The organism is Clostridiales bacterium (assembly GCA_017569285.1).
Taxonomy (GTDB): domain Bacteria; phylum Bacillota; class Clostridia; order Christensenellales; family Aristaeellaceae; genus Aristaeella.
In genome coordinates this window covers 1,364,780-1,388,393 of sequence record CP069419.1, presented here as the reverse complement: position 1 = coordinate 1,388,393, position 23,614 = coordinate 1,364,780, and the positions used below count along the sequence as shown (strand labels likewise).

Annotated in this window: 19 protein-coding genes; 11 read left to right on the top strand and 8 right to left on the bottom strand. The window is 60.9% G+C overall.

Features of this window, described 5'->3' with window-relative positions:
* Window positions 1–149: 149 nt before the first annotated feature.
* The 11 genes from frr (at window position 150) to JNO48_05950 (ending at window position 13,262) form a co-directional block, all read left to right on the top strand.
* Complete coding sequence (gene frr, locus JNO48_06000) at window positions 150–707, top strand: ribosome recycling factor (protein ID QTE69451.1); 558 nt, start codon at window positions 150–152, stop codon at window positions 705–707.
* Between the two features lie 70 nt (window positions 708–777).
* Window positions 778–1,548, top strand: coding sequence for an isoprenyl transferase (locus tag JNO48_05995; protein QTE69450.1), 771 nt, complete (start codon window positions 778–780; stop codon window positions 1,546–1,548).
* A gap of 47 nt (window positions 1,549–1,595) precedes the next feature.
* Window positions 1,596–2,417 carry a phosphatidate cytidylyltransferase gene (locus JNO48_05990; GenBank protein QTE69449.1) on the top strand — a complete coding sequence of 274 codons (822 nt, stop codon included), beginning with the start codon at window positions 1,596–1,598 and terminating at the stop codon, window positions 2,415–2,417.
* A gap of 13 nt (window positions 2,418–2,430) precedes the next feature.
* Window positions 2,431–3,570 carry a 1-deoxy-D-xylulose-5-phosphate reductoisomerase gene (locus JNO48_05985; protein ID QTE69448.1) on the top strand — a complete coding sequence of 380 codons (1,140 nt, stop codon included), beginning with the start codon at window positions 2,431–2,433 and terminating at the stop codon, window positions 3,568–3,570.
* A gap of 3 nt (window positions 3,571–3,573) precedes the next feature.
* Window positions 3,574–4,647: a site-2 protease family protein gene (locus JNO48_05980; protein QTE69447.1), complete on the top strand. Its 1,074-nt coding sequence runs from the start codon at window positions 3,574–3,576 to the stop codon at window positions 4,645–4,647.
* A 28-nt stretch (window positions 4,648–4,675) separates the two neighbouring features.
* Window positions 4,676–5,728, top strand: a complete 1,053-nt coding sequence (gene ispG / locus JNO48_05975) for a flavodoxin-dependent (E)-4-hydroxy-3-methylbut-2-enyl-diphosphate synthase (GenBank protein QTE69446.1) — start codon at window positions 4,676–4,678, stop codon at window positions 5,726–5,728.
* Window positions 5,729–5,765: 37 nt separating this feature from the next.
* Complete coding sequence (locus JNO48_05970) at window positions 5,766–10,217, top strand: PolC-type DNA polymerase III (GenBank protein QTE69445.1); 4,452 nt, start codon at window positions 5,766–5,768, stop codon at window positions 10,215–10,217.
* An 88-nt stretch (window positions 10,218–10,305) separates the two neighbouring features.
* On the top strand, window positions 10,306–10,644 hold the full coding sequence (locus JNO48_05965; protein QTE69444.1) for a hypothetical protein: 339 nt from the start codon (window positions 10,306–10,308) through the stop codon (window positions 10,642–10,644).
* A gap of 10 nt (window positions 10,645–10,654) precedes the next feature.
* Window positions 10,655–11,575 carry a Ppx/GppA family phosphatase gene (locus tag JNO48_05960; protein ID QTE69443.1) on the top strand — a complete coding sequence of 307 codons (921 nt, stop codon included), beginning with the start codon at window positions 10,655–10,657 and terminating at the stop codon, window positions 11,573–11,575.
* Window positions 11,576–11,580: 5 nt separating this feature from the next.
* The gene (locus JNO48_05955; GenBank protein ID QTE69442.1) at window positions 11,581–12,339 is read left to right on the top strand and encodes an ATP-binding cassette domain-containing protein; all 759 of its coding nucleotides are present in this window, start codon (window positions 11,581–11,583) and stop codon (window positions 12,337–12,339) included.
* Window positions 12,336–13,262 (top strand): SufD family Fe-S cluster assembly protein, encoded by a 927-nt coding sequence (locus JNO48_05950; GenBank protein QTE69441.1) that lies wholly within the window; start codon window positions 12,336–12,338, stop codon window positions 13,260–13,262. Before JNO48_05955 ends, JNO48_05950 begins: the two co-directional genes overlap by 4 nt.
* A gap of 53 nt (window positions 13,263–13,315) precedes the next feature.
* Here the strand turns inward: JNO48_05950 and JNO48_05945 are convergent, their stop codons facing one another.
* From JNO48_05945 to JNO48_05910, 8 genes are all read right to left on the bottom strand, one after another.
* Window positions 13,316–14,197: a DegV family protein gene (locus JNO48_05945; GenBank protein ID QTE69440.1), complete on the bottom strand. Its 882-nt coding sequence runs from the start codon at window positions 14,195–14,197 to the stop codon at window positions 13,316–13,318.
* Between the two features lie 42 nt (window positions 14,198–14,239).
* The gene (locus JNO48_05940) at window positions 14,240–16,300 is read right to left on the bottom strand and encodes an alpha-glucosidase (GenBank protein ID QTE69439.1); all 2,061 of its coding nucleotides are present in this window, start codon (window positions 16,298–16,300) and stop codon (window positions 14,240–14,242) included.
* A 108-nt stretch (window positions 16,301–16,408) separates the two neighbouring features.
* Window positions 16,409–16,876, bottom strand: coding sequence for a hypothetical protein (locus JNO48_05935; GenBank protein ID QTE69438.1), 468 nt, complete (start codon window positions 16,874–16,876; stop codon window positions 16,409–16,411).
* Between the two features lie 32 nt (window positions 16,877–16,908).
* The gene (gene floA, locus JNO48_05930; protein QTE69437.1) at window positions 16,909–17,907 is read right to left on the bottom strand and encodes a flotillin-like protein FloA; all 999 of its coding nucleotides are present in this window, start codon (window positions 17,905–17,907) and stop codon (window positions 16,909–16,911) included.
* 40 nt (window positions 17,908–17,947) lie between these two features.
* The gene (locus tag JNO48_05925) at window positions 17,948–18,439 is read right to left on the bottom strand and encodes a hypothetical protein (GenBank protein ID QTE69436.1); all 492 of its coding nucleotides are present in this window, start codon (window positions 18,437–18,439) and stop codon (window positions 17,948–17,950) included.
* Between the two features lie 200 nt (window positions 18,440–18,639).
* On the bottom strand, window positions 18,640–21,513 hold the full coding sequence (locus JNO48_05920) for a leucine-rich repeat domain-containing protein (protein ID QTE69435.1): 2,874 nt from the start codon (window positions 21,511–21,513) through the stop codon (window positions 18,640–18,642).
* A 148-nt stretch (window positions 21,514–21,661) separates the two neighbouring features.
* Window positions 21,662–22,582 (bottom strand): MBL fold metallo-hydrolase, encoded by a 921-nt coding sequence (locus tag JNO48_05915; protein ID QTE69434.1) that lies wholly within the window; start codon window positions 22,580–22,582, stop codon window positions 21,662–21,664.
* Window positions 22,579–23,610 (bottom strand): prolipoprotein diacylglyceryl transferase, encoded by a 1,032-nt coding sequence (locus JNO48_05910; GenBank protein QTE69433.1) that lies wholly within the window; start codon window positions 23,608–23,610, stop codon window positions 22,579–22,581. Before JNO48_05910 ends, JNO48_05915 begins: the two co-directional genes overlap by 4 nt.
* Window positions 23,611–23,614 lie beyond the last annotated feature (4 nt).

The following is a 23,614-nucleotide window of genomic DNA, read 5'->3' as shown; positions in this document are numbered from 1 at the left end:
GCACGGGGAAGCACCCCCGGGCAGGATCCATATCGCCTGTTCCACCAACTTCCTTACTTGTCAAGGAAGCAGAAAACCGGTATAATAATCCGGTACGGATCAAAGCGGGGTTTCCGCATGACATAACCAAACAGAGGAGGGCATTTCAGATGATCGACGATATCATGATGACCGCTGAAGAAAAGATGCAGAAATCCTGCGCGGCGTATGAGCGGGATATGATGGGCCTGCGGGCCGGCCGGGCCAATCCGAAGCTGCTGGACCGGATTATGGTGGATTATTACGGGACACAGACACCGATCAACCAGATCGGGAATATTTCTTCCCCGGAACCCCGCCTGCTGGTGATTGCCCCCTGGGAAGCCAAGATGATTCCCCAGGTGGAAAAGGCCATCCAGAAGAGCGACCTGGGCCTGAATCCTTCCAATGATGGAAAGATTATCCGCCTGGTGTTCCCGGAACTGAACGAGGAACGCCGCAGGGACCTGACCAAGGTGGCTTCCAAGGGCGCGGAGGAGACCAAGGTGGCCATCCGCAACATCCGCAGGGACGCGGTGGACCAGATCAAGAAGCTGAAGAAGAACAGCGAGATCACCGAGGACGACCAGAAGGACGCCGAGGAAGAGATCCAGAAGATGACGGACAAGGCCATCAAGGAAGTGGACGATATCTTCGCCAAGAAAGAAAAGGAAATCATGGAGGTCTGACAACAGACTTTCCGGACGAAGCCGAAACCCGCCGGGAGGCGGGTTTCCGCAGTCATAGGAGCGGCGCAGCATGAAAATCAACACGGCTTTGAAACTGGCGCTGAAAAAAACGCCCCGCACCTCCGATGAGTTTGACAAGCTGCCGGAGCACGTGGCGATCATTATGGACGGGAACGGCCGGTGGGCGCGGAAGCATAAGCTGAGCGTTTCCAAAGGGCACCGCCAGGGAACCGAAACGCTGCGGGAGATCATCCGGCACACGGATGACCTGGGGATCAAGGCGCTGAGCCTGTATGCCTTCTCCACGGAAAACTGGAAGCGGTCCGAGGAAGAGGTGGCTGCCCTGATGCAGCTGATCCTGGATTTCTTTGCCTCGGAAATCGATGAGCTGGACGCGAAGAACGTCCGGATCCTGATTCTCGGGGACAAGAGCGGGCTGCCGGAGAAGCAGCGGGAAACGCTGAAGGAAGCGGAAAAGCGGACGGAGAAGAATACCGGCCTCCGGCTGAACATTGCCGTGAATTACGGCGGACGGGCCGAGCTGGTGAAGGCGGCCCGGGAGATTGCCACGCTGGCGGTGAACGGAGCCCTGCCGGTGGACGCGATCACGGAGGAAACCATTTCGGACCACCTGTATACCCGGGGACAGCCGGACGTGGACCTGCTGATCCGCACGAGCGGGGAACAGCGGCTGAGCAATTTCCTGCTGTACCAGAACGCTTACGCGGAATTTGTATTCCCGGAAATTCTGTGGCCGGATTTCACGGTGCACGATTATGATCTGGCGCTGGATGCATACGCGCACAGGGAGAGGAGATTCGGGCGGAGGATCGGCAGCTGAAACTGCCGGTTCTGAAGATGGAGGAAACGCCTGAAAAACAAGGGACCATGAAACAGAGATTTATAACCGGACTGCTGCTGGTAATTTTCCTGGCAGTAATGCTGTGGCTGCCGAACTGGTGCATGGCGCTGGCGACACTGATCTGCGTCTGCTTTGCAGTGTGGGAGGAATACCATGCGCTGGTGACCGCGGGACACCGGGTGGTGACCTGGCCGACCTGGATTTCCCTGGTCACATCGATCCCGCTGACCTATTTCTTCGGCGTGAAAGCGATCGTCCCGCTGCTGGCGCTGGCACTGCTGATCATGGTGACGGTAATCCTGTTCCGGAAAGAGCCGGAGCTGACCGACCTGAGCATGAGCGCGCTGCCGCTGCTGACGGTGGCGCTGCCGGGACTGAGCCTTGTGGCGATCAGCCTGCTGCCGGACCAGAAGGCGGTGGAAGTGGTGCTGCTGTGCCTGACCTTCGCTGTGCCCCTGGTAGGTGACATTTTTGCCCTGCTTGCCGGGAGCGCGATCGGCGGCCCGAAGCTGTGCGAAGCCGTGAGCCCGAAAAAGACCATCGCGGGAAGCATCGGCGGACTGGCGGGCAGCGTCCTGGCGGCCATGGCGGTATACGGGCTGAGCCTGGTGTGCTGCAACGAGCCGACCCTGGCAAAGCTGCCGGTCTGGTGGCATTACCTGCTGCTGGGCATTACCGGCGGCGCAGTCGGGCAGATCGGAGACCTGTTTGCCAGCCTGGTCAAGCGGCACAGCGGAATCAAAGACTTTTCCAACCTGTTCCCCGGCCACGGCGGCATGCTGGACCGGCTGGACAGCGTTCTGTTTATGGCGGTGCTGATGTACTGCTATCTGCTGTTTATTCCGTAAGGAGTGATCCGGTATGACAAGGATTGCGATACTGGGGTCCACGGGTTCCATCGGAACCCAGGCGCTGGATATCTGCCGGCGCCATCCGGACCGGTTCCAGGTGGCGGCGCTGACCGCAAGAAGCAGCCGGGAAAAGCTGTTTGAACAGGTCCGTGAATTCCGGCCGGAAATGGCCGGACTGGCGGAAGATGATATTCCGCTGAACGAGATACCGGAGGACCTGCGGTTCTGCCGCTGGATGAGCGGCGCGGAAGCGCTGAAAGCCGCGGCGGCGGAGGTCCCGGCGGACCAGGTGCTGGTGAGCATTGTCGGGATTGCCGGGCTGAAGAGCGTGCTGGACGCGCTGGAGGCCGGAAGGCAGGTGCTGCTGGCCAACAAGGAAGCCCTGGTGACCGGCGGACACCTGGTGATGGACTTGGCAAAGAGGATGGGGAAACCCATCCTGCCGGTGGACAGTGAACACAGCGCGATTTTCCAGTGCCTGCAGGCAGCCGGAGGCAACCCCGCGGAAAAGATCCTGCTGACGGCATCGGGCGGCCCGTTCCGGACCTGGGACCGGGAACGGATTGAACGGGCGACTCCCCGGGAAGCGCTGAAACACCCCAACTGGAGCATGGGCGCGAAGATCACGGTGGACTCCGCCAGCATGTTCAACAAGGGCCTGGAAATTATCGAAGCCCGCTGGCTGTTCGATATGCCGGAGGACCGGATCCAGGTGGTGATCCATCCGGAAAGCATTGTTCATTCCGCCGTCGTATTCCGGGACGGCGCGGTGCTGGCCCAGCTGGGGATGCCGGATATGCGCGTCCCGATCGGATACGCGATGACCTACCCGGAACGGGTGGAAACCGGCGTGCAGGCGCCGGACCTGGCGGCAATCAGCCGCCTGACCTTTGAGGAACCGGATACCGAAAAGTTCCCGGCGACCGAGCTTGCGCGCGAAGCCCTGCGGGCCGGCGGCGCGGCGTGTACGGTGCTGAACGGCGCCAATGAGGCGGCGGTGGCGGCATTCCTGCGGGAGGAGATCCCCTTCGGGGAGATCGCCCGGCGGGTGGAAAATGCCCTCGAACGCCTGGCGGGACTTCCGGCCGACAGCCTTGAAGATATCCTGGAAGCGGACAGACGCGCGCGGGCGTGCGTCGGAAAGGGTTAAGACGTGTATATTATAGTGGCGATCCTGTTGCTGGCGATCCTGATCGTGGTGCACGAGTTCGGGCATTTTATGGCAGCGCGCCTGATGAAGATTGATGTGACGGAATTTTCCGTGGGCTTCGGCCCGAAGCTGCTGAAGTGGAAAAGCAAAAAGTACGAGACGGATTTCTCGGTCCGCGCGGTTCCGCTGGGCGGATTCTGCGCCTTCTACGGCGAGGATGATACCAAAGGCGAGTCGAAGGACGACCCGCGGGCGTTCGCGAAGCAGAACGTCTGGAAGCGGATGTTCGTGATCCTGATGGGCCCGCTGATGAACTTCGTGCTGGCGTTCTGCGTCGCGGCCGTGTTCTTCTGGTGCGCCGGGAATGTGGTGCCGACCGGAGAGGTGGATCCCTTTATCTCCCAGGTGATGGCGTCCGGTCCGGCACAGCGCGCGGGAATGAAGGACGGGGATGTGATCACCGCGATCAACGGCAGGGAAATGCTGGACGGCACCGCCGAGACCCTCCTGAATACGATTTCAGGCTGGAAGGAGGGGGACGAACCCCTGCAGGCCAACGTGAAGCGGGGAGAGGAAACCCTGGAACTCAGCCTGACCCCGGAGTGGAATGAGGAAGCCGGGAAGTATCAGATCGGCGTCTATATCGGGCAGTATATCCGGGCGGAAATCCAGCCGGTCGGTTTTACGGAGGGCTTCCGCCTTGCGTGGGATACATGCGCGTATTATTCGGGAGCGCTGGTGGACGCGCTGAAAAGGCTGGTCACCACCGGGGAAGGGCTGGACCAGACGGCCGGCCCGATCGGTATTATTACCATGGTGGCGGACCGGGTACAGCAGGACGGTTTCCGGGCGTTTGTGGACCTGCTGGTTTTCCTTTCCATCAACCTGGGGATTATGAACCTGCTGCCGATTCCCGGACTGGACGGAAGCCGCCTGGTATTCGGAATCGTGGAGGTGATCCGCGGAAAGGCGGTACCGCCGGAGAAGGAAGCCATCGTCCATGTGGCGGGGATGGTGCTGCTGTTCGGGTTTATGATTTTTATCACCTTCCGGGATGTAACCAGGCTGTTTCAGTGAGTGACCGGATGAACGGGAGGAAAGCGGCATGACCAGGGAAGTACAGATCGGAAAGCTGAAGCTGGGCGGCGGGAACCCGGTACTGGTGCAGAGCATGACCAATACCGATACCCGGGATACGGAAGCCACCCTGGCGCAGATCCGCGCGCTGCATGACGCGGGCTGCGACCTGGTGCGGGTCAGCGTGTATGACGAGGCCTGCGCGGAAGCGGTGAAAACCCTGACGGACCGGAGCCCGGTGCCGCTGGTGGCGGATATCCACTTTGACTATCAGCTGGCGATCCGCTCCGCGGAGAACGGAATTGCGAAGCTGCGGATCAACCCGGGAAATATCGGCCGGGAAGACCGCGTACGGATGGTGGCGGACTGCGCGAAGGCGCACCACATCCCGATCCGGATCGGCGTGAACAGCGGATCCGTGGAAAAGGAACTGCTGGCGAAGTACGGCGGACCGACGGCGGAGTGCCTGGTGGAAAGCGCGCTCGGGCATGCCCGGATCCTGGAAAAGGTCGGGTTTGAGGATATCGTGCTGAGCATGAAATCCAGCGACGTAAAGCTGACCATCGCCGCATACCGCCTCGCGCATGAGCGCTGCGGGTATCCGCTGCACGTCGGTGTGACGGAAGCCGGCCTGCCGGGACAGGGAACCGTGAAGAGCGCCATCGGCATCGGGGCGCTGCTGGCGGACGGCATCGGGGATACGATCCGCGTCAGCCTGAGCGGGGACCCGGTACCGGAAGTAAAAGCCGCATGGGATATCCTGCGGGCGCTGGACCTGCGCGTGCGCGGCGTCCAGCTGATTGCGTGCCCCACGTGCGGGCGGACCTGTATCCCTGTTGCGGAAATCGGGAAACGCGTGGAAGAAGAGCTTGCGGACGTGACCGTTCCGCTGAAGGTGGCGGTCATGGGATGCGTGGTGAACGGCCTGGGCGAGGGCCGGGAAGCGGACGTCGGGATTGCCGGCGGAAAGAGCGGCGGCGTGCTGTTCGTCAAGGGGGAAGAGCCCCGGAAGGTGGAAGGCGACCTGGCGGAACAGCTGATTGCCGAGGTGCGGAGAAGGATCGGCCGGACGGCGGACTGAGCGGACGCCCGGGGGCAGGACATGGAATGAAGGATCAATGAGCTACGAGGATTTGATGGCGCGCATCGCGCGGGAGATACCGGAGCTGGCGGGAAAGCTTTCCGCCCCCCGGGTCACGTATGTCAGGTCTTTGCGAAAAACATATATCACGTTTGAAAGCACCGTGCTGGCCGGGGAGAAGCAGTTCCTGCAGATGGAAAAGCTGCTGAAGGAGCTGTTCCCGGGCCGGCCGCTTGCGGTGCGCATTATTTCCCCCGGCCTGCGCGCCCGCTTCCTGGAGGATCCCATGGAATACCGCCAGGTGCTGGATGATTTCCTGCGGCGGAATTACCCGGCGGCCCGCGGATGGGTCGGGCAGATCGACTGGCAGATTGAGAAGAACCAGCTGCGGGAGGACGAAACAATCGGGGAAGCGGAGGAAGCGATCCTGACGCTGATTTTCCCGGATGAGTTCAGCCTGCAGGTGATGAGCGAAAAGAACGCGGGGCCGCGGCTGGCCCAGGCCATCCAGGAGATCTTTGACGCCCGGGTGCGGGTGGAAATGACCGTGGCCGGGGACCGCGAGGAGCGCCTGCGCAAAATCCGCGAGGAGCGGGAGCAGCAGGCGGTGATCACCGTGACGCGGGAGGAAATGGAACAGCGTTACGGGACCGGGGACGCCGGCGGGGCGGAACCGTCCGCCGCGGCAAAGGGCGAGCGGAAGAGCGCGCCCCGGAAGCCGCGTACGGGAAAGGAAGAGGAACACTCCGAGGCGCAGACGGTCGGAAAGCCAATTATCGGCCGCAGCGTCGCGGAAAAGCCTGTGGAGATCAAGAGCCTGACCAGCGAAAGCGGAATCACCGTGATCGAGGGCGAGGTTTTCAAGCTGGAAACGAAGGAGCTGAAGGGCGGCGAGCGCGTCCTGGTTTCCTTCGCGGTGACGGACTTTACCAGCTCCGTCCTGTGCAAGATTTTCCTGCGCTACCGGAACCGCTTTGTCCGGAAGGATGAGGCGGAGGAAATCCCGATTACGGATGAGGAACGCCAGGCCGTCCAGGACAAAATCGACCGGATCAAGGTCGGCATGCACGTCCGCCTGCGCGGCGACTGCCAGTATGACAGCTATGCCCGCGAGCTTTCCATGACCGTGCGGGACATGGTGGAAACGGAAAAGGAGGAGCGCCAGGACAACGCGCCGGAAAAGCGCGTGGAGCTCCATATGCATACGAACATGTCCACGATGGACGCGCTGACGAAGGCGGAGGACCTGATTGCCCGGGCGGTGAAATGGGGCCATCCGGCGGTGGCCATCACCGACCACGGCGTGCTGCAGTCCTTCCCGGCGGCCTTCCGGGCCGCCAAGGGGAAAATCCGCCTGATTCCCGGCTGTGAAGGCTACCTGATCGATGAAAAGGCCGTGGTGGACAATCCGGCGGGAGACCCCTATGACGGGCCGATCGTCGTGCTGGACTTCGAGAGCACGGGCCTGAATACCGGCAAGGCGCGGATTATTGAAATTGGCGCGGTGAAGCTGGTGGACGGCGTGGTTTCGGATTCCTTTGAAATGCTGGTGGATCCGCGGGAGGCGCTGCCGCCGAAAATCACGGAGATTACCGGGATCACCGATATGCAGCTGGAAGGCCAGCCCACCGCGGAGGAAGCGCTGCCGCAGCTGATGGAGTTCATCGGCGGGCTGCCGCTGGCGGCGCACAACGCGAACTTCGATATCAGCCTGCTGCGGGCGGAGCTGCGGCGTATCGGCCTGGAGTGGAACGGTCCGGTGCTGGATACGCTGAGCTACGCGCGGAAGCTGTATCCGCAGCTGAAATCATTCCGGCTGGGCGCGCTGTGCAAACACCTGGGTGTCAGCCTGAAAAACGCGCACCGGGCCGTGCATGACGCGGCCGCGACCGCCGGATGCCTGAAACGGATGTTTGAAGATACCCGGGAACAGTATCCGGACACCGTCACCGACCGGGACCTGAATGAGGCGCTGCGGGGCGGGGCCATCGGCGAAAGCTGGCATATTATCCTGCTGGCGAAAAACCGGACCGGCCTGGTGAACCTGAACCGGCTGGTGTCGATCAGCCACCTGGAATACTTTAAGCGGACCCCGCATATGCCGCGGGAACTGATTCAGAAATACCGGGAAGGCCTGATCCTCGGCAGCGCCTGCGAGGCGGGAGAGCTGTTCCGGGCGGTGCTGGCCGGGGAAAGCCATGAGCGCCTGAGGGAGATCGCGTCCTTCTATGATTACCTGGAGATCCAGCCGATCGGGAACAACGCGTTCCTGCTCCGGGAGGGACAGGTCAGCTCCGAGGAGGAGCTGCGGAACCTGAACCGGGTGATCGTGCAGCTGGGCGAGGAGCTGGGACTGCCGGTGGCGGCAACCGGCGACGTGCATTTCCTGGACCCGAAGGATTCCATCGGCCGGGCGATTATCCAGGCCGGCCTGAAATACAGCGACGCGGACCTGCAGCCGCCCCTCTATTTCAAAACCACCGAGGAAATGCTGGAGGAGTTTGCCTATCTCGGCGAGGAAAAAGCCCGGGAGGTCGTGATCGACAACCCGCGGAAGATCGCGGAGATGGTGGAGGAAATCAAGCTGTTTCCGAAGCATCCCAAGGGGGAGGATACCTTCCAGCCCTACTGGGATTTCGCGGAGGACATGATCCAGGAAATGACCTGGGATACCGCGGAGGAGCTGTACGGCAGCCCGCTGCCGGAGATCGTCGAGGCGCGGCTGAAAAAGGAACTGAAATCCATTGTGGGATACGGCTACTGCACGCTGTACGCGATTGCCCAGAAGCTGGTTTCCCGCTCCCTGGAGGATGGATACCTGGTCGGAAGCCGGGGCAGCGTCGGATCGAGCCTGGTGGCGCGCATGTGCGGGATTACCGAGGTGAACGCGCTGCCGCCGCATTACCGCTGCGTCCACTGCCGGAAGGGCTTTTTCGACGTGGACAAGAGCATGTACCACGTGGGAGTGGACCTGCCGGACCGGGACTGCCCGGACTGCGGCGCCCCGCTGACCAAGGACGGGTTTGATATTCCGTTTGAGGTGTTCCTCGGCTTCGAGGGAGACAAGGTGCCGGATATCGACCTGAATTTCTCCGGCGAGTACCAGAACCGGGCTCACCATTACGTGGAAGAGCTGTTTGGCCATGACCATGTGTTCCGGGCGGGCACCATCAGCGGCCTGGCGGACAAAACGGCCTACGGCTATGTGCTGAAATACCTGGAGGAGCGCAATATCCAGGCGGGAAATGCCGAGAAGGAACGCCTGGCCCTGACGTGCACGGGCGTCAAGCGGACCACCGGCCAGCACCCGGGCGGCATGGTGGTTGTGCCCCTGGAATACGAGATCTACGATTTCACGGCGGTGCAGCATCCGGCGGATGACCTGGAAAGCGACTTCACCACCACGCACTTCGACTTCAACTCCATGCACGATATCCTGGTGAAGCTGGACTGCCTCGGCCATGATGACCCGACCATGATGCACGAGCTGGAAATGCTGACAGGCGTCAATTTCCGGGACGTGCCGCTGGACGATCCGGGCGTGCGCAGCCTGTTTACCTCCCCGGAAGCGCTGGGCGTGACAACGGATGATATCCTGTGCAACACCGGCACCTACGGCGTGCCGGAATTCGGCACAGGCTTCGTGCGGGGCATGCTGGAGGAAACCCGGCCGCATACCATGGAAGAGCTGCTGCGGATATCCGGCCTGAGCCACGGTACGGACGTGTGGCTGGGGAACGCCCAGGAGATCATTGCCAACGGAACCGCGACGCTGAGCGAGTGCGTCTGCTGCCGTGACGACATTATGAATTACCTGATGGACAAGGGGGTCAAGCCGAAACTGGCGTTTACCACCATGGAAAGCGTCCGGAAGGGAAGAGGCCTGAAGCCGGAGATGGAAGAAGCCATGAACGCGGTGAATGTGCCGGAATGGTTCATGGACAGCTGCAAAAAGATCAAGTACATGTTCCCGAAGGGGCACGCGGTGGCGTATGTGACGATGAGCCTGCGCGTGGCCTGGTTCAAGCTGCATCATCCGCTGGCCTATTACTGCGCGTATTTCACCGTGCGCGGGGACGGCTTTGACGCGTCGACCATGATCCTGTCCCCGGACGCCGCGCGGCAGCGGATATCGGAGATCCGGAATATGGACAAGCCGACGGCCCGGGACAAGGATATCATGACCTGCCTGGAGCTGGTGCTGGAGATGAACATGCGCGGGATCCGCTTCCTGCCGGTGGACCTGTACCGGAGCGACGTGCGGAAGTTCCTGATTGAGGACGGCAACATCCGCTGTCCGTTTATCAGCCTGCCGGGCCTGGGAGAGAGCGCGGCCGTTCCGATTGTGGAAGCGCGGAAGGACCGGCCGTTCATCAGCATTGAGGACCTGCAGACCCGCGGACGGGTCGGCTCCTCCATCATCGACCTGCTTCGGCTCCACGGCGCCCTGGACGGTTTGTCTGAAACCAACCAGATCAGCATGTTCTGATGAAAAAACGGCGTTCCGGAAGGAACCCGATGGATGAACGGAGAATTTCTACAGATAAGGAAAACCGCGGGGAGAAAGGAGGACCGGGATGAACAGGAGCATGAATATCAAAGGATTCCTGGTGATTATCGGCACCATCCTGATCGTCTTTTTCACCCTGCATATCCTGATGCAGAACGACCTCCACCGCAAAGCGGAGAGGGAGGCGGAACTGCGCAGCGCCCTGGCAAAGCTGGAGGAGGAAAACAACTACCTGACCAGCCAGATGGACATTGTCGGGACGGAAGATTATATTGTGTACACCGCGATCCAGAATTACTCCTATGTCAACCGGGACGACATCCGCTTTGAGTATTCCAACCCGCAGGCGCTGGATGCATACACGGAGGCGGAGGTCCGGATCCTGGTGGAGGAAATGGCCCAGTAAGGAGGTCCCCATGAGGTCTGCCGTTGTCGGTATCGGCTCCAATTCCGTCCGGGCGCTGGTGGTGGAAACCACCGGAGACACGTTTGTGCGCTGCTGGCGGGGCCGGGAAGGGACACGGCTTTTTGCGGGGCTGGACGGGGCCGGAAACCTGAGCCCGGAGAGCATCACGAGGACGGCGGAGGCCGCCGGCCGCCTGGCGGCGGAAGCCCGGAGGCTGGGCGCGGAAGAGGTGGACGTGTTTGCCACCAGCGCGGCGCGGGACGCCGCAAACGGCGCGGTTTTCATCGGGGAGATCGCCCGGCAGACCGGTGTGGAACCGGTGATCATCTCCGGCGAGGAGGAAGCCCGCCTGAGCTTCCTCGGCGCTTCGGAAGCCGCCGGTCCGGGACGCTGCGGCGTGATTGATATCGGCGGCGGCAGCACGGAAATCGTGACCGGTACCGGGGAAGACATCGACTGCGCGTTCTCCTGCCAGATGGGCGCAGTACGGCTGTACCGGTCGATCCAGCTGGAAAGCCGGAGCGATATGGCGATTGCCGAGAAGGCCGCCACGGAAATCCTGTGCGAAAAGATGGCGGAGACCGAGGGTTTCCGCTGCCCGGACGTCTGGGTCGGCACCGGCGGCACATTTACCACGCTGGCGGCCATGGTCAAAAAGGTTCCATGGACCGACCGCACCAGTATGCATGGCGTGCGGATTGCCCGGAAGGAAATCCGGGAGATCGGCGGGGAACTGGCGGAAATGACGCTGGAGGAACGGAAAAAACTGCCCGGGCTGCAGCCGGGGCGCGCGGATATCGTCGTGCACGGGATCTGCATCCTGCTGGCGGTGATGAACCATCTGGGGATTCCGGAGATCATCATCAGCGAGCGGGGCAATATGGACGGTTACCTGCGCCGGAAGCTGCAGGGAAGAAAGGAAAACGGATAACAGACATGCTGGAACTGAAAGAGCTGTCCTTCCAGGTGGAAGCAGAAGGACAAGGCAAGGAGATTATCCGGAACGTCAGCCTGACGATTCCGGAGCGGAAACTGATTGTGATTACCGGTCCGAACGGCGGCGGAAAATCCACGCTGGCAAAGCTGATTGCCGGCATTGAGAAGCCGACCGGCGGACGGATTTTTTTCGGCGGAGAGGATATCACGGAGAAGAACGTGACGGAGCGGGCCCGGATGGGCATCAGCTTCGCGTTCCAGCAGCCGGTGCGGTTCAAGGGAATCCGGGTGCTGGACCTGATCCGGATCGCGGCCGGAAAACAGCTCTCCATCGCGGACGCGTGCGAATACCTGTCCGCGGTCGGGCTGTGCGCCCGGGACTATGTGGACCGGGAAGTGAACGCCAGCCTTTCCGGCGGCGAACTGAAGCGCATTGAGATCGCGACGGTGCTCGCGCGGCACGCGAAGCTGTCCGTGTTCGATGAGCCGGAGGCCGGAATCGACCTGTGGAGCTTCCGGAACCTGATCGACGTGTTCCAGCGCATGCGGGAGACCATTGCGGACAGTTCCATCCTGATCATTTCCCACCAGGAGCGGATCCTGAACATCGCGGACGAGATCATCGTGATCCGGGACGGCGTGGTGGACCGGAAGGGAAGCCGGGAGGAGATCTATCCCGGCCTGGCAGCCGGCGCGGCGGCGGTTTCCGAGTGTGAAGGGCAGATCCGCGCGGCATGCCCGGGAGGAAACGCGCAATGATGAAACTGGATGAAATACAGAAACGCCTGCTCCTGGAGGTCGCCGACCTCCACGAAATCCCGGAAGGCGCCTACAATATCCGCTCCAACAGTCAGTCCGCCGGACGGCAGTCCACCGCGAACATTGAGATCACCTCCAAGCAGGAGGTCAGCGGCCTGGAGATCCGGATCAAGCCCGGGACAAAGCGCGAGAGCGTCCATATCCCGGTGGTGATGACGCAGAGCGGCCTGAAAGAGGTTGTGTATAACGACTTCTTTGTGGGCGCGGACGCGGACGTGGTGATTGTCGCCGGCTGCGGCATCGACAACTGCGGAAACCAGGATTCCCAGCACGACGGTATCCACCGCTTCTACCTGGAAAAGGGCGCGAAGGTCCGGTATGTGGAAAAGCATTACGGATCCGGCGACGGAGCCGGCAAGCGGATCCTGAATCCGGGGACCGAGGTCTATATGGCGGAAGACAGCTATATGGAGATGGAAATGGTCCAGATCAAGGGCGTGGACGATACCGTGCGGACCACGACCGCGGAGCTGGCCGCCGGCGCGAAGCTGGTGGTCCGGGAACGCCTGATGACCCACGGGGAGCAGAACGCCGTGAGCACCTATGTGGTGACGCTGAACGGGGAAAACGCCAGCGCGGACGTCGTCAGCCGCTCGGTGGCCCGGGATCATTCCTACCAGAAGTTTGACGCGAAGATTATCGGCAACGCGGCCTGCAACGGCCATACCGAATGCGACTCCATCATCATGGACCAGGGACGGATCCTGGCGGTTCCGGGCCTGGAAGCCAACCATGTGGACGCTTCCCTGTTCCACGAAGCGGCCATCGGAAAGATTGCCGGGGAACAGCTGATCAAGCTGATGACACTGGGACTGACCGAAGCCGAGGCGGAGGAGCAGATCATCAACGGATTCCTGCGGTAAAGATAAAAACAAAATCCCGCCGGCCTTGCGGCCGGCGGGATTCTTTATGCGGTTCAGGCTTTCACAGGCTCTTTGCCGATGAAGCAGATGGCGATGGTTCCGGGACCGGCGTGCGCACCGATCACGGGGCCGACGTTTTCGATCAGGACATTGGCACCGGGGATCTTCTGCTCGAGCAGGGCCTTGGTGCGCTCCGCGTCATCACGGGAATCGGCGTTCAGCACGATGATCGGGCTTTCTTCCGGATCGGGCTGCGCTGCCACAGTCTGGTCCACGATATGGGCGATCGCCTTTTTCCGGCCGCGGATCTTGTCGCCGGCCTGGAGGGAACCGTCCGCCGCTTCCACGATGATGGGCTTCAGGTCCAGCATGGAACCGACCGTTGCCGCGGTGGCGGAAATGCGGCCGCCGCGCTTGAGGTATTTCAGGTCGTCCACGATGAAGAAGGCCTGGGCACGAAGCTTGTTGGCCTCCAGCCAGGAAGCGATCTCATCCATGGGTTTGCCGGCGCGGTACATTTCATGCGCCTTGAGCACCAGCAGGGTCATGGGACCGGAGATCCGCAGCGTATCCACGATGGTGATCTTCCGTTCCGGATACTTCTGCAGCAGCTTTTCCCGGGCGGCAGCCGCGGACTGCAGCGTGCAGCTGAGCTTGCTGGAGAAGGCGACGAACAGGATGTCCTTCCCCTCCTGCAGGATGGGCTCGAAGTAGTCCAGGTAAGACGCTTCATTCAGCGCGGAAGTCACCGGGTTCGCACCGGCACGCATCGCGTCGTAATAGCTCTTGTGATCCAGCGTCTGGCCGAGATCATCGAAGTATTCCTTGCCGTCGAGCGCATAGGGCATATAGATAACCGGAATATCATACTGCTCCTTCAGGTGATAGGGCAGGTCACTGTCGCTGTCGGTGATGAAAATGTAATCCACTGCCACGGGACAACCTCCTTCAGATCCTTGAAATTCAACGGGTCTATTTTATATCAGAAGCTTTGAAATTGCAACCCCGGCCGGGGATGTACATACAGTTTCAGGATGGACTGAAATCCGGACGAGGTGCTGCTGCAGGTCCGGCCGGGGGCTGATCCCGTCATCCCGGTAATAATCATAGACGGTTTCCCGGTCGATCCGCCCGATGACGGTCATTGCCCGGTCATCCAGCGTTTCGGAGGATTCGCCGCCGGCACAGAGCGCCACCAGGCGGTTCTTTTTCACAAACAGCGGGAATTCGTTCAGTTTCAGGTCGATCCGGTGATCCCCCCTGTCCAGCGGAACCAGGTCATAGTCGGACGCGGAACGGAAGCGGATCATCAGCATATCCTCCGGAAGATAGACATACCGGCCGACGGCGTTCTGCTCCAGCACCGGGGCAATCATGCAGCCCTCGCCCAGCATCAGCTGGTCTTCCACCCGGACGGCGCGGGCGTCTTCCGGATAATCAAAGGCGAGCGGGCGGAAGTACATTCCATCCGTCAGCGCGGCCTTCATGAATTCGCTGTAAAGGAAGGGCAGCAGCGCATACCGCACGGTGACCGCATCCCGCATCATCTCCCAGGTGGAGAAACGGTAGATCTCCTGCTCCCGGGTATGCAGGGCGGAATGGTTCCGCATCAGCGGTGTGAATACGCCCAGCTGCAGGAAACGCGTGAGCAGGTCTTCCGTGACGTTGCTGCCGAAACCGCCCAGGTCGCAGCCGCTGTACAGGAAGCCGCACATGTTCAGCCCGGGCAGCATCTGCAGCGCCATTTTCAGGTGGCTCCACCAGGAGAAATTATCCCCCTGCCATACGCCGCCGTTCCGGTGCGCGCCGATGAACGAGGAGCGGGAGAACAGCAGGAAACGGCGGTCCGGATCGTACCGGCGGAAAGCGTCTGCGGAGGCACGGGTCATGTGCGCGCCGTAAAGGTTGTGCACCCTGTCATGGCGGACAGCTGCATCCCCGATCCGGTGGTAAAACCGCCGGTAGTCATTCATATTGTTGCCGATGCCGTTGAAGGACCCCTTCAGCTGCCACATGGATTCATAGTCCACATGGGTCCCGCGAAGTGATTCCGCCCGGGCAAAGGCCTCCGACACGCCCTCTTCCGTGAAGAAGAGCGCGGGCTCGTTCATGTCATTCCAGAAGCCTTCGATTCCCGCGTCCAGGAGGGGACGGTACTGGTCGCCGAACCAGGTGCGGGCCTTTTCCTGCAGGAAGTCCGGGAAGACGCACCAGCCGGGCCATACGGATGCGGTGAATTCGGAACCGTCTTCCTTTTTGCAGAAAACGCCTTCCGCCTTTCCTTCCTCGTACTGGGCAAATCCCTCTTCAGCGGGAATGCCGGCATCGATGATCGGAACAAGGCGCAGGTGGTCCTGCTTCAGCTCCGTGCTGAAGCGCTTCAGGTCCGGGAATGCATCCGGTTTCCAGGTGAAGTTTTTGAAACCCACCATGTAGTCGATATCCATACAGACGGCATCCAGCGGGATATGACGGGTGCGGTGCTCTTCCACCACTGTGCGGATTTCCTCCTCACTGGCATAGCCCCAGCGGCTTTGGATATATCCGAATGCCCAGCGCGGCGGCAGGTAGCTCTGCCCGGTCAGGCCGCGGAAAGCCCGGACCAGGCCGGACAGGGAATCCTCCTCGATCAGGTAGAAATCCAGGTTTCCGTTTTCCGACGTAATGACGGCGGTGTCCGACCGGGTATAGCCCAGGTCCCAGGTGACGGCGCCCGGATCGTCCAGGTAAATCCCGAACAGGCGGGACGGTCCGAAGAAAACCAGGAAGTTGTGGGAAGCATACAGGCTTTCCGTGTTTTCCGTATGGCTGGGGATATCGCTGTTCCAGGAACGGAAACGGAAGCCGCGCTTGTTGACGCCCCGGACGGATTCGCCCAGGCCGAACAGGATATCCTCCGGGGACAGGGACAGCGTAAAGGAGACGCGTTCATTCTCCCGGAGGGTGGTAAAGTAAGGCACATCCCCTTTTTCCGCCGGCAGCGTATGCACAACGGCGTCTGTGGGAAGGGGAGTACCGAATGAGTATCTGCGGATCATGGTCATTCCTCACTTGCTGAGTGGATTTCGAGTTGATTGTATCATGCAGCCGGGTCTTTGAAAAGAAAAAAAGGAGGGCCGGCCATAACGGCCGGCCCGGAACCCGGCTTACGGCCGGGCAGGTGTTTTTCTTTTCAGGATTTCGCTGATGACTACGCCGCGGACGATGTCGCTGCCGGTCCATCCGAAGGGAAGGGCGGGCACGTCTGAAACGGGCTGGACGGCCGGGGCGGCTTCCACCGCGTTCAGGCGTTCCAGGTCTTCATCGTGGCAGGGATCAAACCCCTCTCCGGTTTCGGCATTCAGGCTGCCCTGGTAGATGGAGTCATCCCGCGGGGTCACATATACGGTCGGCTGCAGCCGCGGGGTGGGTTCCGAAAAGGCTTCGGGCTGCGTTACCGGTTCAGCGGAAACCGGAACCGATTTGCCGCCGGTCCGGATGTCCGGCCTCGGCCGGGCACCACGGGACAGCCTTTCCGCGGTTTTCTGCTCTTTGACCTTTTTGGCCATGGCAGCCGGAAGACCGACGAACACCCAGATGAGAATGACAATCAGAAGCGGGCCGAACTCATCCATTCAGCATCCCCCTTTCCGCGTTCTTCCGCATCTTATTTCTTCGCGCGGGGCGCGGACTCGGACTGCTGCGGAGTGCTTGCCTTGGCGATGGACTCGCGCATTTCCGTATCGGCAATGGTGTTCTTCATCTGGTAGTAGTCGAGCACGCCCATCTTGCCGTCCCGCAGGGCGGTGGCCATGGCGCGCGGCACTTCGGCTTCGGCTTCGACCACCTTGGCGCGCATTTCCTGGACGGAAGCTTTCATTTCCTGCTCACGGGCAACGGCCATGGCGCGGCGTTCTTCCGCCTTCGCCTGGGCAATGCGGCGGTCGGCTTCCGCCTGGTCCATCTGCAGCTGGGCACCGACGTTCCGGCCGACGTCCACGTCCGCGATATCGATGGACAGGATTTCGTAGGCGGTTCCGGCATCCAGGCCCTTGTCCAGCACGGTACGGCTGATCAGGTCCGGGTTCTCCAGCACCTGCTTATGGGTTTCGGCGGAACCGACGGTGGTAACAATGCCTTCACCGACACGGGCGATTACGGTTTCTTCCCCGGCACCGCCGACCAGGCGTTCGATGTTGGTGCGCACGGTCACCCGGGCCTTGGCCCGCAGTTCAATACCATCCTTCGCGATGGCGGCAACCACAGGGGTTTCAATGACCTTGGGGGTAACGCTCATCTGGACCGCCTGGAACACATCGCGGCCGGCCAGGTCGATGGCGCAGGCCTTTTCAAAGGCCATCGAGATGTTGGCGCGCTGGGCGGCGATCAGGGCGTTGATGACGCGGTCCACATTACCGCCGGCCAGGTAGTGGGTTTCCAGTTGGCTGACGGTCAGGTTCAGGCCGGCTTTATTGGCCTTGATCAGGGGATAAATCAGCTTTGAGGGCTGGATGCGGCGGATCCGCATACCGACCAGGGAGCCGATGGATACGTGCACGCCGCTGGCCAGGGCGGAAATCCACAGGCCCATGGGAACAAAGTGCAGGAAGATGGCCAGGACAACCAGGACAACCACAACGATAATCGCGATAATAACAGGATCCATTCTTGAATTCCTCCTTCAGTGATTCAGGATATCCGCCGGTTTACTTCCGGCAGACGACCAGGTGATCTCCTTCCACGCCGGTGACCAGGACGGAAGCTCCCCTTTCCAGGAAGTCCCCGGTGGTGGCCGCATTCAGCCGTTCGCCATCGATTTCAATGAAACCGGCGGGCCGGAGCGGCGTGGCAACGGTGCCCTCGCGGGAAATCCATGCGGCCATGGCGGCTGTATCCGAAACGGGTTGGGCGGATTCTTCGTTTTTCAGAATCAGCGGGCTTTTGCTCAGCCGCCCCTTCATCGCGCTCCGGTAAGACAGGAGTATCGCCAGGCCGATCAGCAGCAGGACCGCAAATGTGGCAATCACGGCCCATGTTGTTCCGTACAGGGAGGCGGTCATCACAATCGCAACGATTTCCAGGATGATACCGGCGATTCCCGCCACACCAAAGCCCGGCATGAACGCTTCCAGCAGGATCAGTACGCTGCCAATGACAAAACCGATGATCATAATCAGGTTGCCGGTTACAGGATCCATATAAACCCTCCTTTCCCGTATGATATGAATCCGGATTTCTTCCGTTGTCTGTATTTTACCTGAACGAACCGTATGAATACACAGCCGGAACGGAAAAATAAGGGGCGTTATTTTTCCGGAATCCATCCGGCCGGTTCATTTGCCTTTCCATTATATCCGAAACCCCGGGGGAAGGCAATCTTCCCCGGCGGGCCGGGGACTTACGGATTCATCTGCAGCAGCATGGTTCCGAGATAATCCATTTCCAGGCCTTCGCCGTTTGGTTTACAGCGTATGGCATTTCCGGAGAAGTCAATGACGCAGTCCGTTCCGTCCTGGCTCCATGGAAGCGAAACGGTAAATCCGGCCATGGTGAAATCCACTGTGGCATTACTGTGGAAAACCACCGCATATTCTGCTCCCAGCATGGATGCATCCCGGGACACGCCGGCAACCGTATACTGTACAGCGGTATACCGGACGTCCATCGCGATCCCGCCTTCGGCGGGAACCGAAGCCGGGGCGGCCGGCGCGCTGCCGTCCGGCACCATGTAGATCTCAAAGCCCATGACCTGCAGGCACAGCATGCCGTCCGCCCGCAGGGTAATGATTTTATCGAAGATACCGGTATCCTCCAGACCTTCGACCGGTCCGGCCAGGTTTTCCAGCCGGCCGTTCGCAAACGCAAAGTCCTCATCATGGCCGAAGTAAACCGCGTGTGTGCCGGATACAGTCACAGTCTGGTCCGCAGAGCCGAAGAACATTCCCCAGGAATCCACGGCCTGCGCGGAATCCGCCGCCATCACCATTCCGTCTCCGCACAGCCAGGCCGCCTTCCAGGTGCCCGCAAACGCGGACACATCCGCGGCCTGGACCGCTTCAGCGGGGGTGAACGGCGCCGCGGGCGCCTCCCGGTTCAGGGTCATGGACATCCCGCCCATCGCCATCGTCAGAATGCCATCCGCTTCGGTGCCGGGCACGGGGCTGCCGTCAATGATGACGGAGACGCCCGCATCATCCGCGGTCCAGGTCCCGAATGAATCACTGCCGGTACCGGTCATGGCGGCCGTACCGTCCCGGTTCAGGGACAGGACCATAACGGCGCCGAAGTCCGAAGGCCGCATGACCTCGCCGTCACTGACCATCTCCAGCACATACCAGTCGCCGCCGTACCGGTTCCAGGCAGCCTCCGACGGAGCCGCCGGCGCCGGGGTGGGTTCCGGCGTGGGTTCCGGAGTGGGTTCCGGCGTGGGCTCCGGAGTGGGCTCCGGAGTGGGTTCCGGGGTCGCGGTGGGCGCGGGGGTCGGCGTCAGGGACGCAATCTGCAGACCCAGGCGGCTGCAGAGCGCAATGCTGTCCGATCCGTCATCATCCGCGGTCCGGACGCGCCGGATACTGCCGCTGCCGTCAAACGCGTCCGCCGGAATCACCGCCGGATCGCACAGCACGGTGACGGTTTCCAGCGCGGGGCAGTCCGCAAACGCGCGGCTCCCGATTTCCGTGACGCTTTCCGGGATGGTGATCTCCTTCAGCCGGGAATTGCGGAATGCTTCCGCGCCGATGACGGTGACGGAGTCGAACAGGTCGGCCTTTTCCAGGATGCTGTCCGCAAAGGCTTCCTTCCCGATATAAGTCACCTGGTCGTTATAGCAGACCGCGAAGTACGTGACGACCTGGTTCCCCTTCAGGGCACCGTCGGCTACGCCGGTGGTTTCGACGCTGTCGTAGCTGTCGTACGGCCGGATGGCTGCCATGGTACCGGAATAGCCGGCGAACAGGCCGTCATGGTATTCGCCGAGCTGGCTTTCATGGTAATTCACTTCCGGGTTCTGGGCACGCCAGACGCGGGCGGAGAATCCCAGGGAATCGAAGTATGCCTGGGCGTCCAGCATGGCCTGTTTCGATGCGCGCCAGTTCAGGTCCACATCGGCCAGTTGCGTTTCCGGAAAGACATTTTCCCCGAGCTTTGGCAGGGAGACTCCGTCGAAATACAGGTATTCCAGGGAGGTTCCTGCAAAAGCCTCGTCTCCGATGCTTTCGAGACCGGCGGGGAGGTATGCCTCCCGGAGAGAGGCGTTATAAAAAGCTCTTTCTCCGACAGTACGGACCGAAGAGGGGAGCGTGATGGACTGCAGCCGGGACGCGGTGAAACATGAGGCAGGAATTTCAGTCAGTCCTTCCGGCAGGTCCAGATAATATCCCTTATAGTACTGGAATGCCTTCGGGCCGAGTATTCTGACCGCAGCGGGGATCTCTGTCCAGGTCAGATGATTCAGCCAGCCGAAGGCGTATTCCCCGATTTCCTCCAGACTGTCCGGAAGAACGATTGCATGGAGGTTTGTACAGCCGGAAAAACTGGACGTTCCCAGTGCCCGGACGGGTACTCCGTCCATTTCCGCCGGAACCTCAATCCAGCCCCGCATGGTATTGCAGCCGGTAATCGTGCCGGAAACCGGATCGAAGGCAAAGTCCACATCGGGGGAATGATACGGTTCGGCGGCCCGGCCGGACGGCTGGATCTGTTCGGGGCTGACGGCCGTCAGCGCAGCACGGTACGCATCCACCTGGTCATCCGGCACCCGGATTACCGCTCCGGACGGTATACCGGACAGCACGGAGTTCGCATCACTGATGACCGGGCATTCGCCCAGGAAGGTGACCGTTTCCATGCTGTCCATGGAGAACAGCAGCTGGGCATTGATAAACCGCAGGGAGGCCGGGAAAGTGATTTCCTTCAGCTTCGGGCAGTATCCCAGTGCGCCGTTGCCGATTACTTCCAGGGTGTCGGGCAGGACAATCTGTTCCAGGGAGTATGTGGTATTCAGCACATTGTAGAAGCCTTCAATCCCGTTCGAGAACGTGATGGAAGTGATATCCTCCCGGCTGGAAGGAAATGTGCTGCCATCGATAAAAAAGACCGGGTTTCCGTCGATTTCCGCCGGGACCACCACATCCCCGCCGGGACCGTTGTATTTTGTGATTTTCGCGTCTTTCGCACTGTACTCCCATTCGGGCTTCTCCGGGTCCGCCAGGACTGTACCGAATGCGGCTGCCGCCAGCATGATTACCAGCAGGCATGCAATCCATTTCCTCATATTATCCTCCTTTTTCCCACAAATGGAAAAAATCCGGTCTGTTTGCATCTTTTCATATTTTACAACATCTGCCGTCCAGTCCGCAACGGGGGAACCGTATGAAAGCAAAAGAAAAAACGGCCGCATGCGGCCGTTGACGGCAAAGGGATTACCGGACGTTTTTCCGGGGCGGAAGCGGTTCCCCGAGCGGGAAGGTTCCGGGTTCCACCTGCGTGGCAGTCCAGATGCCGGTTCCGTCGGTGCTGACGAGGATATTCCCGTCCTTGGTGCAGTAAATCACCGGATCGGTCTGCGCGTAAGCTTTGTTCAGCGCAAAATTGCGGACGATTCCGCGTTCCCCGCCCGGCACCAGGATCAGATGGGGATTGACGAGCATATATACCTGTTCCGTTACGGCAATCGGGTTGTTGATTCCGTGATGCGGGAAGGACAGGATATCGACATCCGCCAGGGTGTCTCCCCAGCGGCGGAGGAGCGACCAGTCCATGAAGTCCCCGGTGAACATGATCCGGATATCGTAATAGGTGACGATAAAATTCAGGGACTGGGAGTTGCTCTGCCCGGACAGGTTCTCTTTGAAAGGCGGGCTGACACACAGGATATCCAGCGGGCCGACCGTCAGATGGTCCCCGTCCTTCAGCTGCCGGTAGGTACCAAAAGGAAGGGGGCTGAGGGCTTTCAGGATCTCCGCGGACGGACCGTAGACAATGGTGTCCTCTGTCCCGTACAGTGCGGACAGCCGGTCCACATTATAGCAGTGGTCATTGTGCCAATGGGTGACAAAATGAACATCCACATGGTCGATTCCTGACGCCTCGAGATAGCCGAACAGCGGGGGATTGCCCGCATTGTCGGAAATCGGCACCGTGATGTTGGTGCCGCAGTCCACGAGGATGACCAGGTCTCCGACGGTCAGCAGGTAGGCGTCGGCACTGCCGATATTGATCTGGTGCAGGCGCAGCAGTTCCCGTTCCGGATCCGGTACGGATTCAGCCGTTCCGGACGTGCCAAGGCAGCCGGAAGCCAGCACAAGGATCAGAAGAAGGAGAATGGCTTTACGGATTTTCATACGGTTTCCTCCCTGCCTGACAGGTTATTTTTCCGGTATCCGGCACAAAGCCGGCCGTCCAGTACCAGGTATCCGACGACCAGCACCAGCGTGGTCAGCAGATAGACGGAGTAGCAGAAAGGCGACAGGCGGTCACAGATCCACCAGTATACGCCTTCCGGCATCAGGGGCTCGAATTTGGAAGGCTTGTCCCGCAGGAACTGGGTGAGGCCGTTGACGACGATGCAGAGGGAGAAGGAAACCAGCGGCCAGCGGGGGAACCTTCCGGTCTGCGCTTTCCGCCGGCGGCAGATCCGGACGGTCAGGAAGAGCATGACGAGGGCGGCCAGCACCTGCTCCACATGGACAAAATAGAAGATCAGGCTTTCAATCCGGGGCAGTTCCAGGAAGAACCGGACGCAGCCCATCAGGTACGCGGCAAAGGCAAAGGTCATCCCGGCATCCTCCGGAATCCCGCGCACGCGGTTTTCCCGCAGCCGGGCAAACAGCGCGATGACCAGGAAAAGGATCGCGGTCAGCGTGCTGACGGCGAAATACCACATGCCGAAGTCATCCCCGACCGCAAAGGGGAATCGGGCCAGCAGGGACCCTTCTTCGATGTCGGGAAGGCCCATATCGTACAGCTCCGCCAGGCCGGACTGGTCCAGGAAGATTTCCCCGAACCGGGCGAAAGCGGCCATCAGGCAGCCGGGAACAGCCCAGGCATCCAGCGCTTCGGAAATCCGGCTCCGGTTCCGGATGAAGGGCAGGGCGATTCCGAGGCAGAAGCCGGCGCATCCGCTGACAAAGGAGAATTCCCCGGGAACCAGCCGTACCAGCATCCCGAGCCCCCGGTCCTCCACCGATACATGGAAAAAGGCCAGGAAAACCAGTTTGGCGCAGAGATACGCCAGGAGGATTCCGGCCGGGATCCCCGCCAGGATCCGGGACAGCGGAAGCCCTTTCCGGCGCGCCCGGAGAACGTAAAGAACGGCGGACAGGAGCAGGCCTGCCGCCATGGTGATTCCATAACCGATGACTGAATTCACAAAG